We start from the raw sequence: 15,430 nt of genomic DNA, 5'->3' as shown, positions 1-15,430 counted from the left end.
AGGAAGCGATCACGAATGCCGCTCGTTCCCGCCGACCCGACCCTGGTACATCCGATGCCCGACCAGCCTCGGGTCGTACTCCTCAAGCCTCTGGTGACCTCGCCGCTGATCGAAGTCGGCGAGTTCACCTACTACGACGATCCCGAGGACCCGACCGCCTTCGAAAACCGCAACGTCCTGTACCACTACGGGCCCGAAAAACTCGTCATCGGGAAGTTCTGCGCGCTGGGCGAAGGCGTGCGGTTCATCATGAACGGCGCCAACCACCGGATGGACGGGCCCTCGACGTTCCCCTTCCCGATCATGGGCGGTTCCTGGGTCGACCACTTCGACCTCATCACCGACCTGCCCGGACGGGGCAACACCACAGTGGGCAACGACGTCTGGTTCGGCTACGGAGCCACGATCATGCCGGGCGTCCACATCGGCCACGGGGCGATCATCGCCTCCGGCTCCGTCGTCGTGGACGACGTCCCCGACTACGGCATCGTCGGCGGCAACCCCGCCCGGCTGCTGCGGCGGCGCCACGTCGACGCCGACATCGACCGCCTCCTTGCCCTGGCCTGGTGGGACTGGCCGCTGCCGCACATCACCGAACACCTCCGCACGATCATGTCCGGCACCGTCGACGCGCTGGAGGCCGCGGCCCCCGGAGCCCCCCGGCACTGAGAATCGAGAGCCTTCGTCATGTCCCGGTCCTACCCCGATATCCCGTTCACCGACTGGCTACGCGAACGCGCCGTCCCGCTCACCCACCTCCACCCCGAAGCGCCGCTCGACGACCTGGAACCGCTGCGCGGCATCCTTGCGGACGCCCGCGTCGTGGCGATCGGCGAACACTCCCACTTCATCGCAGAGTTCGCCTTGTTGCGTCGCCGCCTCCTGCGGTTCCTCGTCGAACGCTGTGGCTTCACCGTCCTGTCCTTCGAGTACGGCTTCAGCGAAGGTATCCCCCTGGACGCGTGGGTCCAAGGAGAGGGAACGGACGATGACCTGGCGGCCCACCTCGCCGGGGCGATACCCGTGGGACTCACCGAGCCCCTGCGCTGGGTCCGCGGGCACAACCGCACCACCTCACCACCGGTGCGCTTCGCCGGGATCGACATCCCGGCCGCGGGTGGCTCCCTGCTCCCCGCACTGGCCCCGGTCGCCGACTACCTGCGCCGCGTCGACCCCGAAACCGCGTCGGGAGTCGAAACGGCCATGCGGATCGCCGCATCGTTCGCGGGCGGCTCCGCAGCCGTGGCCGCGCCCGCCTGGGCGCGCCTGCCCGCACCCGAACAAGACGCCCTCACCGCGACCCTCACGCGTCTCCTCGTCCGATTCCGTTCCCTCGAACCGCTATACACCACCCGCGCCGGCCGGCAGGAGTACGACCTCGCCCTGCACCGCCTCGAAGCCGCCTGCCACGGCGACTACACCTTCCGTGCCATGGCCGACCTCTTCGCAGGAGAGGGACTGATCGCCGACACCTCCGCCCGGGACGCCTTCATGGCCAGATCGGTCCTCTGGCACTTGGAACGCTTCGATCCGGGCACCCGCGTTGTCCTGGTAGCCCACAACGCCCACATCCAGACGGCATCCATCTCCTTCGACGAGCGCCTCACAGGACTCCCCATGGGACAGTATCTGCGGCGGGCGCTCGGTGACGACTACCGCGCCCTCGGCCTGACCAGCGTCACCGGACACACCGCGGAGATGCACCGCGACGAGAAGACGCCCTTCGGCTTCACCCTCGGCGCCACGGCGCTGGAACCGCCCGAGCCCAACAGCCTCGAGGCCGCCTTCGCCGACGCCGGCGTCGGACTCGGCGTCGCCGACCTCCGTCAGGCACGCACGGAGACCTCCCACCAGCCCGACCGCATCCGACTGCAGAGCACCTACCTGCACACCCCCGTCGTCGACGCGTTCGACGCCGTCCTGACCATCCCCGCTTCCACCGTTACCAAGGACCTCTCCAGCCCATGACCGGGACCGGACACACGGACACGACGCGTTCACGGGTACGGGAGTACGCCCCCATCCGGGACTGTAAAACTAACGGGTCTGCCTCACATTCGGTGGTGACGGACAGTGAGTCCGTGATCATGTGCGGATGTTGAGTGCGAACGAGCTTGTGGGCGTGGTGTTTTCGGGGCTTGCGCCGCTGGTGGTCGAGGAGGTTGCGGACGAGGACGGGGTCATCCGAGTTTGGGCCCGGACGCCTGGCGGTCCGGTGGATTGCCCGGATTGCGGCGGTCGGGCCGGTCGGGTGCACGCCTTCCATGAACGCACGGTGACGGACGTGCCGGTCGACGCCCGCCGGGTGGTCGTGCTGGCGCGGCTCCGCCGCCTGGTCTGCCCCACCTCGGCCTGCCCCCGCATCACGTTTCGTGAGCAGATTCCCGGTGTGCTGGAGCGCTACCAGCGGCGGACGGTGCGCCTGCCGGCCCAAGTCCGGGCCGTGGTGCGGGAACTCGCGGGCCGCGCCGGCGCACGGACACTGGACGCGCTCGGCGCCGGGCTGTCACGGAGCACCGCCCTGCGTGTCCTGACCGGGATCCCGCTGCCGGCCCGCCGGGTGCCGCAGGTCCTGGGCGTCGACGACTTCGCGCTCAAGCGCCGCCACCGCTACGCGACCGTCCTGACCGACGCCGAGACCGGCGAACGCATCGACGTCCTGCACGGCCGCGACGTCGACGCGCTCGAAGCGTGGCTGCGACGGCACCCAGGCATCGACGTCGTCTGCCGGGACGGCTCGGGCGCCTACGCCGAAGCAATACGCCGCGCGCTGCCCGACGCAGTGCAGGTCAGCGACCGATGGCAGTGCGCCATGAGGCGCCTTGTCGTATCCCCGACTCAGTCGGGAAGAATTCGGAAGGAGATTCTTGGGTCCAATGGCTTACCCGATCCGGAAACGGTGACGGGACCAGAGCATGCCAGGAAACCGACGGTCGCTCTCAGGCGGCAGAGGTGACGCGTCGTGGGACCCGCGTGACACGGTGAAAGCTGAATTGCCTGAACCCTAATTCCCAGGAGATTGAAGGTCGAATCCGTCGGAAAGCTGCCTGTAACCGACGCCGCATCCTGCGACGGTTTGATGCCATGACCGACGCAACCTCCGGGATGCGGAGCGATGCCCAGCGAGGGCATTCAAGGGAATGAGTGGGGCACCTACATCACGCTATGACGTACGACAAGGACGAACATGGGATCGCCTAAGGGAAGAGGTCTTCCTATGGCGACGGAGGCCCCGTAGTAGTCGCCGGAGTCACGACCGGCCAAGGAGGACGGGAAGGCCGTCCGCATCGGGCGAAGGGGGCCAGGTGATCGGGCACTCAATGATCGGGAGGTATGCGTAATGCAGAGCGCCGAAACGGTGCTGGGTGTCCTCCGTGAACGCGGCAGGCGTGGCCTGCCGTGCGATGAACTGTATCGACAGCTCTTCAATCCGCAGTTGTATCTACTGGCCTACGGGCGTCTGTACTCCAACAAGGGAGCGATGACGCCCGGGGTCCACGGGGAGACCGTGGACGGCATGTCGCTGGGCAAGATCGAGCACGTCATCGACGCGCTGCGCCACGAGCGCTACCGATGGAGCCCGGCACGAAGGGTCTACATCCCGAAAGGGCGGGGCAGCACGAAACTGCGTCCGCTCGGACTGCCTCCGTGGAGTGACAAGCTCGTCGGCGAAGTGATTCGCCTGCTGCTAGAGGCCTATTACGAGCCGACGTTCTCAAACTCCTCCCACGGTTTCCGTCCTCGCCGAGGTTGCCACACCGCATTACGTGATGTGGCCAATACCTGGACGGGGACAGCCTGGTTCGTCGAGGGCGACATCGCTCAGTGTTTTGACCGGCTTGACCATTCGGTCATGCTCCGGATTCTGGGCGAGAAGATTCACGACAACCGGTTCCTGCGGGTGGTGCGGAACATGCTCAAGGCCGGATACATGGAGGATTGGGTCTGGAATGCCACGCACAGCGGGAGTCCGCAAGGCGGGGTTGTTTCGCCGATCCTGTCGAATATCTACCTGCACAAGATGGACGAGTACGTCGAGAGAGTTCTGATCCCGGAATACACCCGAGGAAGAGTCAGGCAGCCAAACCAGACCTTCTTCAAGGTGTGGAATGCATTGCGTGGCGCACGCAAGCGCGGCGACCGCACCGCAGTGCGGGAACTACGCAAGCAACTCCGCAGCGTGCCCAGCATGGATACTCAGGATCCCGGCTACAGGCGGCTGCGGTATGTGCGTTACGCCGACGACACCCTGCTCGGGTTCGCCGGACCAAAGGCAGAGGCCGAGGAGATCAAAGACCGACTGGCGCAATTCCTGCGTGAAGAACTCAAGCTGGAGTTGTCACCGGAGAAGACCCTCGTCACGCACGCCCGCACCCGGGCGGCGAGGTTCCTCGGCTACGAGATCACCGTGCATCACAACGACCGCAAGGTCACCGGCGGACGTCGTTCCGTCAATGGGGTCATCAGATTGCGTGTCCCCCGTTCGGTGGTATCTGCCAAGCAAGCCCGGTACATGGAGCGCGGCAAACCCACGCGTCGGCCCGAACTGCTGAACCAGGACGACCACGTCATCCTCAGCACCTACGGGTCCGAGTACCGCGGCATCGTCCAGTACTACCTGCTGGCCGGCGACGTCTTCCGACTCGCCCGGCTGCAATGGGTCATGGAGACCTCGATGCTGATGACGCTCGCCAACAAGCACCGCTCGTCGGTGTCGAAGATGGCCCGCAAATACGCGACCACCATCGAGACGCCACACGGGCCACGCAAGTGCTTCGAGGCCCGCGTCGAACGCACCGGCAGGAAACCACTGGTCGGACGGTTCGGCGGGATCCCGCTACGACGGAACAAGAAGACGGTCGTCAACGACCGACGGCCGGCCCCGGTCAACACCAAACGCAAAGAGCTGGTCACCCGGCTCCTCGCCGGACGGTGCGAGGCATGCGGGCGGATCGACGAGGTGGAAGTTCACCACGTCGCCAAGCTCGCGGACCTCGGACGACCGGGCAACCGGCCGCCGTGGGCAGATCTCATGGCCGCGCGACACCGCAAGGCCCTTGTGGTCTGCGGGACTTGTCACACGGACATCCACGGCAAGAGACCCGTCGCAGCACTCACGGAGTAGTCACTGGAGAGCGACGTGCGGTGACAAGTCGCATGCGTCGTTCGGGCTGGGGGCCGTCGGAAAAGGACCTGCTCAGCAGGCACCTCGCCAACGGCCCACCAGTACTCTGTGGCACAACCTGTGCGAAGCCGCCCTCAGCGAGGTGAAGGCACACAGCACCTGCTGGGCCACCGTACTGGACGCACCCATCTACGACGGGCCACGCGCCCGAACCACCCTGGAACGCTGGCACCAAGTCCATGACCTGCTCAATCAGGGCGTGGGTCTGCTCGAATGCGCCCGCCGTCTGCAACTGGCCCTGAACACCGTCAAACGCTACGCACGAGCCGACCGGCCCGAGCGGATGCTCCGCGTCCCCAAATACCGCGCCAGCCTCGTCGACCCCTACCGCGAGCACCTGCGCAAACGCCGGGTTGAGGACCCCGCCGTCCCCGTCAGGCACCTCTTCGAAGAGATCCAGGCCCTCGGCTACGAAGGCTGCGTCAACCTCCTGCACAAGTACATCAACCAAGGCCGCGCGGACGCCGACCGCAGCCACATCTCCCCACGCCGGCTCGCCAGGATGCTCCTCACCAGGCCCGACAACCTCAAGTCCGAACATCACGACCTCCTGGCACGGCTTACCGCCGCCTGCCCCGAGATGACCCAACTGGCTGCTCACATCACGGACTTCGCCCAACTCCTGACGCCTCACGAAGGAAACGCCGACGGGCTCTCACGCTGGATCGTCCAGGCTCGCGCGACCGATCTGCCCCATCTGCACTCCTTCGCCCGGGGCCTGGACCGAGACCGCGACGCCGTGATCGCCGCGCTCACACTTCCGTACAGCAACGGCCCCACCGAGGGCGTCAACACCAAAACCAAGCGGATCGCGCGCCAGACGCACGGACGAGCAGGCTTCACCCTCCTCCGCCACCGCATCCTCCTCGGATAGCGACACACTCCGTCACCACCGAATGTGAGACAGGGCCGTTAGTTTTACAGTCCCGCGGTCGGCACCCGCGCCACCCGCGGTTGCCCGGCCTGTCGCTGTCCAGGCTCTGACGGGCGCCTGGTGGTTGGGCCGTGCTTCTGGACGGCCGGGAGGTTGGGACGGGGTCCGGCCGGCGTGCGGGTTCAGACGCGACGGAGGTGTTGCAGGTCGGCGACCAGGGGGTCCATCCGGGTGAGTGAGTCCCGGACCGTGGCGAGGTGTTCGGCGGGGTCGTCGGTGGGTGTGCTGTCGGGGTTGGTCAAGCGCCCTCGGCCGACCTGACGTAGCCACGACACCCCCCAGGCGCCGCATCGCGCCGGCGACCTCACACGGCGCCTCGGCCGAGTCATCGCCGCCCCCAAACCGCGCCGCGATGATTCGAGTCCTCGTCGTCACCCGAAATCCCGGTGCGTGTCGGGCGACGATGGCCCGATCCCGGCCGCAGCGCAGTGATCGGCACCGTGCGGAAACCAAGGCCGAGTGGTCCGTCCGAAGTGGTCGACGAACATTGCACCGCCGCTGCCTGGATCTCACCTTGAGCAGAAGTTCCGTACTCTTCCGGGGCGGATTCGGAACCAGATGCTCCTGTGTCTCGGCGTCGGTCTGATAACCGTCGTCGACGAGCATGCCGACCCCGACACCGACCGCGCATTCGACGACGCAGTCGCCGCGACACCGAAGCGAGCGGGCTTCCCGATCCCGGCGAAGCTCCCCCACACCCCGAACAGCGCTTCGCCGATCGCGCCCCCGGGCCCCGCCCGCGACCCACTCGCAAGTGCGTACCGCCACGCGGCCCACGAAGTACGTGCCTCGGCGCAGCGGCGCCGCGCCGCCGACATCGGATGGTGAGGCCCGCGCCGTTGGCGCTCCGCCCCGGTCGGGTCGATCAGGTCCGACCTGCTCGTAGCCGGACCGTGCCCCGTGCCCGTAACCCGTCCTGCCGAAAGCTGTTCGTGACCGCTCTCCCGTTCGAGGGGCGCGTCGAAATCCAGGGAGCGCGCCGCCCTGGGGCACCGACGCCCCGGCCGCGCCCGGAAGATGATCACCACCGGGCCGCGGGTGTGGGGGTGTGCCGTGCGTTCGGCCAGCTCAGTCGGTCCAGGTTCTCAGGACGGCGGCGATGTCGGGGACGGTGCAGATGTCCTTGCGCAACTCGACGACCAGGGCGGTGATCTCGTCGCGGCCGAGTTTGGTGGTGATCCCGCAGGCGGTGAGGTAGCCGTGGGCCACCGCGACGGCCACCGTCATGTTCGAACGTTCCAACCAGACGACGCGGCCCAGGAGTTGACACAGGGCCGCGGCGCGTACGAACGGGCCGCTGTAGACGTCCTGTCCGGCCAACACCGCCTGATGGCGGGCAACGGCGGCGATGGGCAGGCCGTAGTCCTCCGGAGCCGGGTCGTTCTCCCCGGCCTCGCGGGCGACCTCGAGGATCCACGCCAGGTCGATGCTCAAATTCGAGGCGGTCACCGGGACGCCGCCAACTCCTCGATGAGGTCCCCGTATCCGACGATCACCTCGCGGGCCCCTTCGAGGAACCGCTCCCGCACCCCGTCGTTGTCCCGGCGCACGAGCTGCTCGATGTAGTCGTTCAGCGGCAGATGCCGCGTCTCCGCCGCCTGCCGCGCCATCTCCGCGGTCTCGTCACTCATCCGCACATTCACCTGCGTCTTCGCCATACCGACAAGGTACCACCGGATACCAGGCCGGGCGTGGGAGAACCGCGACGTCGTGGCCGTCCTCGGATCTTTCGCGGAGGCTGGTTCGCGTGTGGTGGCGCCCGTCGGCGGCGGGTGACCCTTGTCGCGCCACCGGCGCGCGGTCTTGCGCGTCGACGCCACATCGTGTCGGTGTCCGGGTCGGATCCGATCGGTCCGGGAGGCAGGCTGACACGGAGACATTCGGGAGACCGTGCGCGGGTTTCTCCCGGCCGGGGATCGGGCGGCTCGAACCTACCGCGCGCCCGACACCTTCCTTGATCGCCGCCTGCGACGCGGTGCCCGCCCTCGAACGGCCGGAAATGGGTTCGCGCCGGTGCGGCGCTGCGGACGCGCCGGCCGGCCACGTCGGTCGGTCGGCTTCATGACCTGACGAATTGCAAGATTCTGCAATTTCATACATTCTTACGCCAGCGCACGCGGCTCGCATGGGCCGACCGCCGCGCCGACCGTTGGGCCCCGTTGCGCTGAGGAGAGCGGATGCCGGGGCAACGGGTCGGACGCGGCTTGTCGTGCCCGTGCACGTCATCGCCTCGAAAGGAACGGTGGCTGACCGAGAGTCGGGAACTAGGGCACGTATCCAGTCGTGATCAATGAGTGCTCCGGCTGAGGGCTTTGACCCAGATCATTGCGGCGCGGAGGTGAAGGGCGGCGAGGTAGCTCTCGGGAGTCTTGTCGTATCTCGTGGCGATGCCGCGCCAGGCCTTGAGCCTGTTGATCAGGCGCTCGACGGTGTTCCGTTCCTTGTAGAGGTCGGCGTCGTGGCGGACGGGTCGGCCGCCCCCGCTGCCTTTCCTCTTGCGGTTGGCGGCCTGGTCGCTCTTCTCCGGGATGACCGCCCTGATGCGGCGTCTGCGCAGGTGGGCTCGGTTGCCGCGGGACGAGTAGGCCTTGTCCCCGGCGACCGCGTCGGGTCGGGTGCGGGGACGCCCGACGGGCCCTCGGACCCGTATTTTCTCGAGGACGGGGACGAATTGCGGGCTGTCGGCGGCCTGTCCCGCGGTCAGGACGAAGGCCAAGGGGCGACAGTTCCGGTCGCAGGCGAGGTGGATCTTGGAGGTCTGGCCGCCCCGCGAGCGCCCGAGCAGGGCGGCCCTCAGCCGGATCCGGTGCCGGCGCCGGACGCGTCGTCGTTCCTCCCGCTCCGGGTCGATTCCGGCTCCGTTCCCGTCTTGTCCCTCCGGATCGCCCCCTTTTGCCGGGCCTTCTCCTCCTCCGCGGCGGCCTTCTCCAGAGCGGTGAGCGTGTCGGGATCGACACGCATCCCGGCGGCGTCGTGGTGCGCCCGGACGGTGGTCGAATCCACGCTCACCAGCGACAGGTCCACCCCGCCCCGTCTCGCGGCCTCCGCGATCAGGCCCTCCAACAGGGCCTCGAAGACACCGGCGTCACGCCACTGCCGGAAACGATTGTGCACGGTCGGCCACGCACCGAACCGCTCCGGCACCTCACGCCACTGCGCGCCCGTCCGAAACTTCCAGATCACACCCTCGAACTGCTGCCGCAGCCGCTCGGGATACGGACCGTACGCACCGATCGGCAGGTACGGCCCGATGAACTCCCACTCCACGTCCGTCAGTTGCTCTCGCGTCACACCAAGCCGATCTACCAGACCAGGACCGCCTTGACGACGGATCCCACAGATTGATCACGACCCGATACACGACCTAGTGCCGGCAGTGGGGAACTTCGCCGAGGCCAGGCCATGCCGGTCCGAGTGGTTCGGGCGCGGCCGATGCGGCGGAGGCGGCCTCCCATCGTGCGGAATCCACAGCAGGGCAAGCGTCGTACGAGTCGCAGGAACGACCCGAGCGGGCCCGCGAGCGAGAACGAACACGGAAGGGGCTGGGGATGGTGCCGGTTCCGCTGTATCAGGCGAAGGCGGAGTTCTTCCGCATGCTCGGGCATCCGGTGCGCATCCGGGTCCTGGAACTGCTCCAGGACGGACCGCTGCCCGTGCGCGATCTGCTCGCTGCGATCGATATCGAGGCGTCCAACCTGTCGCAGCAACTCGCGATCCTGCGCCGCTCCGGGATCGTGACCTCCAGTCGCGACGGATCGACCGTGGTCTACGCGCTGGCTGGTGGGGACGTCGCCGATTTGATGCGCGCGGCGCGACGCATCCTCACCGAGATGCTGGCCGGCCGCAACGAACTGTTGGAAGAGTTGCGCGAGGCGGAGGCCGACGCACGGTGAGCACGCCCCCACTGTTCCGGAGGTTTGCGCGGGTGGGTTCCCTGTTGCCCGGGCGCGCCGATGTCGCGGCGATACGCCGCGCGCCGCGTCGGGACCTGCTTGCCGGGTTCACGGTGGCGATCGTGGCGCTGCCGCTGGCGCTCGGGTTCGGGATCTCCTCGGGACTGGGCGCACAGGCGGGGCTGGCGACCGCGGTGGTCGCCGGGGTGCTCGCGGCGGTGTTCGGCGGGTCGAACCTTCAGGTCTCCGGGCCGACCGGGGCGATGACCGTGGTGCTGGTGCCCATCGTGCACGAGTACGGCGCGAACGGCGTGTTGACCGTAGGTTTCCTTGCCGGCCTGCTGCTGATCGGCCTGGCGTTCGCCCGGGCGGGGCGATACATGGCGTACATCCCGGCTCCAGTGGTGGAGGGCTTCACCCTCGGAATCGCCGGGGTCATCGCCCTGCAGCAGGTCCCGTCCGCGCTGGGAGTGCCCAAGCCGGGGGGTGACAACACCGCGGTGGTGGCGTGGCGCGCGGGCGCGGCGTTCGCGCGCGAACCGCACGGCACCGCCTTGGCGTTGGCCGCTTCGGTGGCGCTGGTGATGCTGCTGGGCGCGCGCCGCCACCCGACCGTTCCGTTCTCGCTGCCGGCGGTTGCGGCGGTCACCGTCGCGGCGCAGACCGCGCATCTGGACGTGGCGTGCATCGGCGAGTTGCCCGCCGGATTGCCCGCTCCCGACATCGGGTTCTTCGAAGTTTCGGCGTTGTCCTCCCTGCTCGCGCCCGCACTGGCGGTCGCCGCACTCGCGGCGTTGGAGTCGCTGCTGTCCGCGACCGTGGCGGACGGTATGACGGTGGATCAAAAACACGACCCGGACCGGGAGTTGTTCGGCCAGGGCGTCGCCAATCTGGTGGTGCCGTTGTTCGGTGGGGTCCCGGCCACGGCGGCGATCGCGCGGACCGCGGTGAATGTGCGTAGCGGCGCCGCCTCGCGGTTGGCCGCGATCACACACGCGGTGGTGCTGGCGGCGGTGGTGTTCGTCGCCGCGCCGTTGGTTGCGAAGATCCCGCTGGCCGCACTCGCCGGGGTGCTGCTGGCCACCGCGATCCGCATGGTCGAGGTCGGCTCGGTGCGGGCGATGGCTCGCGCGACCGGTTCCGACGCGCTGATCCTGGTACTGACCGCGGCCGCCACCCTCGCCCTGGACCTGGTCAAGGCGGTCGTCCTCGGCCTGCTGGTCGCCGGGGCGCTGGCGTTGCGCGCGGTCGCCAGGGACGTCCGGGTGGAGAACGTGCCGCTGCGCGAGGATCTGCCGAAGGACCACGGCGCGGAGGAACATGCCCTGTTGGCCGAGCACATCGTGGCCTACCGCCTCGACGGCCCGCTGTTCTTCGCCGCCGCGCACCGCTTCCTGGCGGAGTTGTCGCAGGTCGCCGACGCGCACGCGGTCATCCTGCGCATGTCGCGGATCAGCACGCTCGACGCGTCGGGGGCACTCGTGCTCAAGGAGGTCGTCGAGCGACTGGAGCACCGCGGCATCACCGTCTACGTCTCCGGCATACGCCCCGGCCACCACCGCACCCTCGACGCCCTCGGCGTGATGGATCGACTGCGCGCCCAAGGCAGGGTCTTCACGACTACTCCCGAGGCGATCACGGCGGCCCGGCGTCGCCTGCACGGCGCCGGGATACTGCCCGGCGAACCTACCGAGGAAGACCGGGGGAACACCCGTCTGGAGAACATCCCCTGATCGGGAACCGCGCTCTCGCACCCCCGCCCGCCGCGAGTCTCGAAGGCGCAGCGGGTGGCTGTTCGAGGCCTCGGCTTCCCACTCGAATACGCAGGCATCGACATCGGCTGCCACGACATCGACCACACGGGCGAGACCCTGCGGATCACCCGGCCGACGCCCAACGGCGGCTCGGTGCTTCCGATCATCCTTTACGAAAGACCTCCACCATGACATACGAGATGATCGTCCTCCCCCGGTACGGAACCGCACTGCCTGCCAGGCGAATCGACGCCGCCACCGTGCGCACCGCACTCGCCCAAGCCGCAGTCGATGGCACACGGCTGCGTATCCGCCCGACCGCAACCGGGACCGATTCCGCGGAAGACACACCCACTCCCCCGCAAGGACGCCCGTCGTGAGCGATCGACCGCCCGAGAGTCCCCGCGCCCCCGCACCCGCGCCGCGTCCGCAAGTGAGGGCCGGCGAATCCCAAAAGGACATCGAACGCGGCATCATCCGCTGGATGCTCCTGTTCCTGTTCGGCACCCATCTCATCGGCGGATCGATCTGGCTCGCCATGTATCTCACCGGCCACGGCTGACAGCACCCGGAGAACACCGTGTGACCGTCACAGGTCTCCTCGGGATCCGAAGGGACGCCGTTCGCCGGATGGAATGCGGTGTGGTTCGGCCCGGCAACGTACAGCGCAGGGCCGAACGGCCCTGGAAAAGGACCTCTCGACCGGGCCGGGAGACCCTGTGCGGATCGATCCGGGTGGAGCAGGGTGGGGGGTGTACCTCTCGTGGAGGAGGAGCCCATGGACACAGGTCTGTCGCGGAACCGGCCGCCGTGCGTGGTCGTCGGTCTGGATTCGGACCCCGTGGTCAATCGCGGGTCCGTCCGGTGGGCCGCTCACGAAGCGGCCCTGCGCGGGGCCGCGCTGCACCTGGTGTACGCCTGGGAGCCCGTGCCCGTCCACCGCGCGCACTACGCGCCGACGCACACCCTCGTCGACTTGACCTCACAGCGTCGGCGGGTCCGCGAACTGCTGGACGCGGCCGAGCAGGCCGCGCACCACGCCCGGCCCGACCTCACCGTCCTTCGGCGCCCGATCGAGGGGCCGGCCGTGCCGGTGCTGCTCGGCGCGGCGCGCGAGGCCGCCCTGCTGATCCTGGGCAGCCGAGCGCGCCGGGTGGACCGGCGCCCGCTCGGACCTGTCACGCGCGAGTGCCTGCGCTGCGCACGCTGTCCGGTGGTCACCATCGGCGGCTCCGACGACGAAGAGCGCCGGCCGAACCCGGTTGCGACACACACGACAGGAGTCACGCCATGACCGAGACGACACGGACCACCACCGACACCGGTCCTGGGATCCCGACCGTGCGTGAGGTGATGCACGGCCCGGTGGTCTCAGTGACCACACAGGACACGTTGTGGGCGGCCATGGACACGATGATCGTCAGCCACCTACACCACGTCGGCGTCGTCGACGACGACGGTCGGGCGTTCGGCCTGATCAGCGATCGCGACCTCGCCGCCGTGTGGACCCTCGACCCGTTGGGCCTCAAGCAGCACACCGCCGCTCACGCCATCGCCGGAACCGAGACGAGCTTCGTCTCCCCGGACACCGACGTGGTCACGGCGGGAGAGGAACTGCTCCGACACCGCCGGGACGCGTTGCTCGTCGTCGACGCCGGCGGCACCGCGCTCGGCGTCCTGACCGACCGCGACCTGCTGACCGTTCTTCTGGGGCTGCACCGCCCGATACGGTGACGGGGTGACAGGCGCGGACGTCTTCGACGTCCGACAATGAAGGTACGTCCGACTCCGGAGGAGGGCCGTGTCGACAACGCCCATCCGCGTGTTCCTGCTCGACGACCACGAGGTGGTCCGCAGGGGCCTCGCCGATCTGCTCGGCGACGAGCCCGACATCGAGATCGTGGGCGAGTCGGGCTCCGCCGCCGAGGCCGCGCGGCGCATCCCGGCCCTGCGGCCGGACGTCGCGATCCTGGACGGGCGCCTGCCGGACGGCAGCGGCATCGACGTGTGCCGCGAGGTGCGTTCGCGTTTCCCCGAGATCAACGCGTTGATCCTGACCTCCTACGACGACGAGGACGCGCTGTTCGCCGCGATCATGGCCGGCGCCGCTGGATACGTGCTCAAGCAGATCCGCAGCCGGGACCTGATCGCCGCCGTGCGCGCCGTCGCCGCCGGACAGTCCCTGCTCGACCCGGCGGTGACCACGCGCGTCCTGGAACGGGTGCGCAAGGGATCGGCGGCGGAGCCGGGTCCGACCGGCCTCAGCGAGCGCGAACAGCAGGTCTTGGAACACATCGCGCAGGGCCAGACCAACCGCGAGATCGCCGAGAGCTTGGGGCTGGCGGAGAAGACGGTCAAGAACTACGTTTCGGCGGTGTTGAACAAGCTGGGCCTCGAACGTCGGGTCCAGGCGGCGGTGTACGCGACCGAACTGCACCAAGGCAACGAGCGACGCCAGGGCTGAGTTCCGACGGGTCCCGACGCACACGGCCGATGTCCCCCGGACCGATGTCCCCCGGACGGAAGTCGAAGCCGAGGGACATCAGCGGTCCGGCGTGTGCGGCCCTGTGTCGTCACCGCGTCGTCATTCCCCGAAACATCCGTGCCCCGTTGTCGTGGCAGGGTGTTCGGGGCCGCAGGGGTGGGTGAGGTTGTGCGTGACCTTCTCGACACCGTCCACGGCGGTGCACAGGCGCACCGCGATGTCGACGAGGGTGGGATGGTCGACCTCGCCCGTGAGGTGTACGACGGCGTCGCGGACGTCGACGTCGATCGTCGTGGGATCCAGGCACAGCGCCTCGCCGAGGATCTCGCGCTCGATCTCCGCCCTGATCTCCGCGTCCGACCGCACGAGGGCGCCCAGCAGGTCGCAGCGGCTCACGATGCCCACCAGTCGTCCGGACCGGTCCACCACGGGTAGGCGCTTGACGTGGTGGCGGTCCATCAGACGAGCCGCCTCCGGGGTGCCGACGGTCGGCGTCACGGTGATCACCGGGGCACTCATCAGACCCCGGGCGGTGAACCCCTCCTCGGACGCGGCCACCTCGGATGCCCGATGCGAGGACGTCGAGCTCTGCGGCGTCCCGGTGTCGGCGACGCGCGCGTGCAGCAGGTCGGTCTCCGAGACGATGCCCAGCAGGCGATGGCTGCCGTCCACCACCGGCAGCGCACTGACCTGCCAGGTCTCCAGAATGCTCGCGATGTCACGGAAGCGGGCATCGGAGCCGACGGTGACGACATCACGCGTCATGACGTCCCCCATCGTCCTGTGTGTCATGGCATGCCTCCCAAAATCGGTGCGCCCGGGAAGAGTTCGCCGGCGATGATGTCGGCCCACGTCTCGATCTCGGCCCAGCGATGCGATGGGCGATCGCCTTTGCGCACTGCCGTGCGCGCTCGCGTATGCGATGAGGACGTTCACCGTGTCACCTCCCCGGTCATCCCCAGCATGCGATCCCCTGCGAAGGTGCGGCAGGGTCGCGCTACCCGGGGCCCAGGGCCGTTCGGCCCGGGTGTACATCGCGTCTCGGTTCGCCACCCATCGCGCGCCACCCGGAGTGGGCCAGGGCGCGGCAGCTTATATGGGGGGCGCGTTTACTCGAACGAGCCATGTTCGGGGAGACGTTCGGCCCTTATCCGGCCTCGGCGCGGCGGGCAGGCTGTG

12 protein-coding genes and 3 pseudogenes are annotated in these 15,430 nt (G+C 68.6%); 11 read left to right on the top strand and 4 right to left on the bottom strand.

The window, feature by feature from the left end; all coding sequences use genetic code 11:
• Nucleotides 1–15 precede the first annotated feature (15 nt).
• The 5 genes and pseudogenes from ACMXN5_RS48580 to ACMXN5_RS48560 all read left to right on the top strand — a co-directional run.
• The gene (locus ACMXN5_RS48580; RefSeq protein ID WP_439681294.1) at nucleotides 16–669 is read left to right on the top strand and encodes a CatB-related O-acetyltransferase; all 654 of its coding nucleotides are present in this window, start codon (nucleotides 16–18) and stop codon (nucleotides 667–669) included.
• Between the two features lie 18 nt (nucleotides 670–687).
• Nucleotides 688–1,968 (top strand): erythromycin esterase family protein, encoded by a 1,281-nt coding sequence (locus ACMXN5_RS48575; RefSeq protein ID WP_439681293.1) that lies wholly within the window; start codon nucleotides 688–690, stop codon nucleotides 1,966–1,968.
• A gap of 127 nt (nucleotides 1,969–2,095) precedes the next feature.
• A pseudogene (locus ACMXN5_RS48570) lies at nucleotides 2,096–2,803 on the top strand (ISL3 family transposase); the annotation flags it as partial.
• A gap of 537 nt (nucleotides 2,804–3,340) precedes the next feature.
• Nucleotides 3,341–5,125: a reverse transcriptase domain-containing protein gene (locus ACMXN5_RS48565; protein WP_439681292.1), complete on the top strand. Its 1,785-nt coding sequence runs from the start codon at nucleotides 3,341–3,343 to the stop codon at nucleotides 5,123–5,125.
• Between the two features lie 106 nt (nucleotides 5,126–5,231).
• Nucleotides 5,232–6,059, top strand: a pseudogene (locus tag ACMXN5_RS48560) (transposase); the annotation flags it as partial.
• Between the two features lie 1,128 nt (nucleotides 6,060–7,187).
• On the opposite strand, the gene ACMXN5_RS48555 reads toward ACMXN5_RS48560, so the two are convergent.
• The 3 genes and pseudogenes from ACMXN5_RS48555 to ACMXN5_RS48545 form a co-directional block, all read right to left on the bottom strand.
• Complete coding sequence (locus tag ACMXN5_RS48555; protein ID WP_439681291.1) at nucleotides 7,188–7,568, bottom strand: fic family toxin-antitoxin system, toxin component; 381 nt, start codon at nucleotides 7,566–7,568, stop codon at nucleotides 7,188–7,190.
• A complete protein-coding gene (locus ACMXN5_RS48550; protein ID WP_161363586.1) occupies nucleotides 7,565–7,777 on the bottom strand; it encodes a hypothetical protein in 213 nt (70 codons plus the stop codon). Before ACMXN5_RS48550 ends, ACMXN5_RS48555 begins: the two co-directional genes overlap by 4 nt.
• Before the next feature lie 629 nt (nucleotides 7,778–8,406).
• Nucleotides 8,407–9,410, bottom strand: a pseudogene (locus tag ACMXN5_RS48545) (IS5 family transposase).
• A 260-nt stretch (nucleotides 9,411–9,670) separates the two neighbouring features.
• Here ACMXN5_RS48545 and ACMXN5_RS48540 point away from each other — a divergent pair.
• The 6 genes from ACMXN5_RS48540 (at nucleotide 9,671) to ACMXN5_RS48515 (ending at nucleotide 14,230) form a co-directional block, all read left to right on the top strand.
• The gene (locus tag ACMXN5_RS48540) at nucleotides 9,671–10,012 is read left to right on the top strand and encodes an ArsR/SmtB family transcription factor (protein WP_439681442.1); all 342 of its coding nucleotides are present in this window, start codon (nucleotides 9,671–9,673) and stop codon (nucleotides 10,010–10,012) included.
• A 32-nt stretch (nucleotides 10,013–10,044) separates the two neighbouring features.
• Nucleotides 10,045–11,745: a SulP family inorganic anion transporter gene (locus ACMXN5_RS48535; RefSeq protein WP_439681290.1), complete on the top strand. Its 1,701-nt coding sequence runs from the start codon at nucleotides 10,045–10,047 to the stop codon at nucleotides 11,743–11,745.
• A 397-nt stretch (nucleotides 11,746–12,142) separates the two neighbouring features.
• Nucleotides 12,143–12,328, top strand: coding sequence for a hypothetical protein (locus ACMXN5_RS48530; RefSeq protein WP_439681289.1), 186 nt, complete (start codon nucleotides 12,143–12,145; stop codon nucleotides 12,326–12,328).
• A gap of 216 nt (nucleotides 12,329–12,544) precedes the next feature.
• Nucleotides 12,545–13,060, top strand: a complete 516-nt coding sequence (locus tag ACMXN5_RS48525) for a universal stress protein (RefSeq protein WP_439681288.1) — start codon at nucleotides 12,545–12,547, stop codon at nucleotides 13,058–13,060.
• Nucleotides 13,057–13,500 carry a CBS domain-containing protein gene (locus tag ACMXN5_RS48520; RefSeq protein ID WP_439681287.1) on the top strand — a complete coding sequence of 148 codons (444 nt, stop codon included), beginning with the start codon at nucleotides 13,057–13,059 and terminating at the stop codon, nucleotides 13,498–13,500. Before ACMXN5_RS48525 ends, ACMXN5_RS48520 begins: the two co-directional genes overlap by 4 nt.
• A gap of 67 nt (nucleotides 13,501–13,567) precedes the next feature.
• Nucleotides 13,568–14,230, top strand: a complete 663-nt coding sequence (locus ACMXN5_RS48515; protein WP_439681286.1) for a response regulator — start codon at nucleotides 13,568–13,570, stop codon at nucleotides 14,228–14,230.
• Between the two features lie 120 nt (nucleotides 14,231–14,350).
• Here the strand turns inward: ACMXN5_RS48515 and ACMXN5_RS48510 are convergent, their stop codons facing one another.
• Nucleotides 14,351–15,043: a CBS domain-containing protein gene (locus tag ACMXN5_RS48510; protein ID WP_439681285.1), complete on the bottom strand. Its 693-nt coding sequence runs from the start codon at nucleotides 15,041–15,043 to the stop codon at nucleotides 14,351–14,353.
• Nucleotides 15,044–15,430 lie beyond the last annotated feature (387 nt).

This window comes from Embleya australiensis (genome assembly GCF_051903075.1).
GTDB lineage: Bacteria > Actinomycetota > Actinomycetes > Streptomycetales > Streptomycetaceae > Embleya.
The sequence above is the reverse complement of the archived record's forward strand: the minus strand, read 5'-3'. Positions and strand labels throughout refer to the sequence as shown.

Excerpts from the sequence above, each read along its gene's own strand:
- ACMXN5_RS48580 (WP_439681294.1), top strand. The coding sequence starts at position 16 with ATGCCGCTCGTTCCCGCCGACCCGACCCTGGTACATCCGATGCCCGAC.
- ACMXN5_RS48575 (WP_439681293.1), top strand. The coding sequence starts at position 688 with ATGTCCCGGTCCTACCCCGATATCCCGTTCACCGACTGGCTACGCGAA.
- ACMXN5_RS48565 (WP_439681292.1), top strand. The coding sequence starts at position 3,341 with ATGCAGAGCGCCGAAACGGTGCTGGGTGTCCTCCGTGAACGCGGCAGG.
- ACMXN5_RS48550 (WP_161363586.1), bottom strand. The coding sequence starts at position 7,777 with ATGGCGAAGACGCAGGTGAATGTGCGGATGAGTGACGAGACCGCGGAG.
- ACMXN5_RS48525 (WP_439681288.1), top strand. The coding sequence starts at position 12,545 with ATGGACACAGGTCTGTCGCGGAACCGGCCGCCGTGCGTGGTCGTCGGT.
- ACMXN5_RS48520 (WP_439681287.1), top strand. The coding sequence starts at position 13,057 with ATGACCGAGACGACACGGACCACCACCGACACCGGTCCTGGGATCCCG.
- ACMXN5_RS48510 (WP_439681285.1), bottom strand. The coding sequence starts at position 15,043 with ATGACACACAGGACGATGGGGGACGTCATGACGCGTGATGTCGTCACC.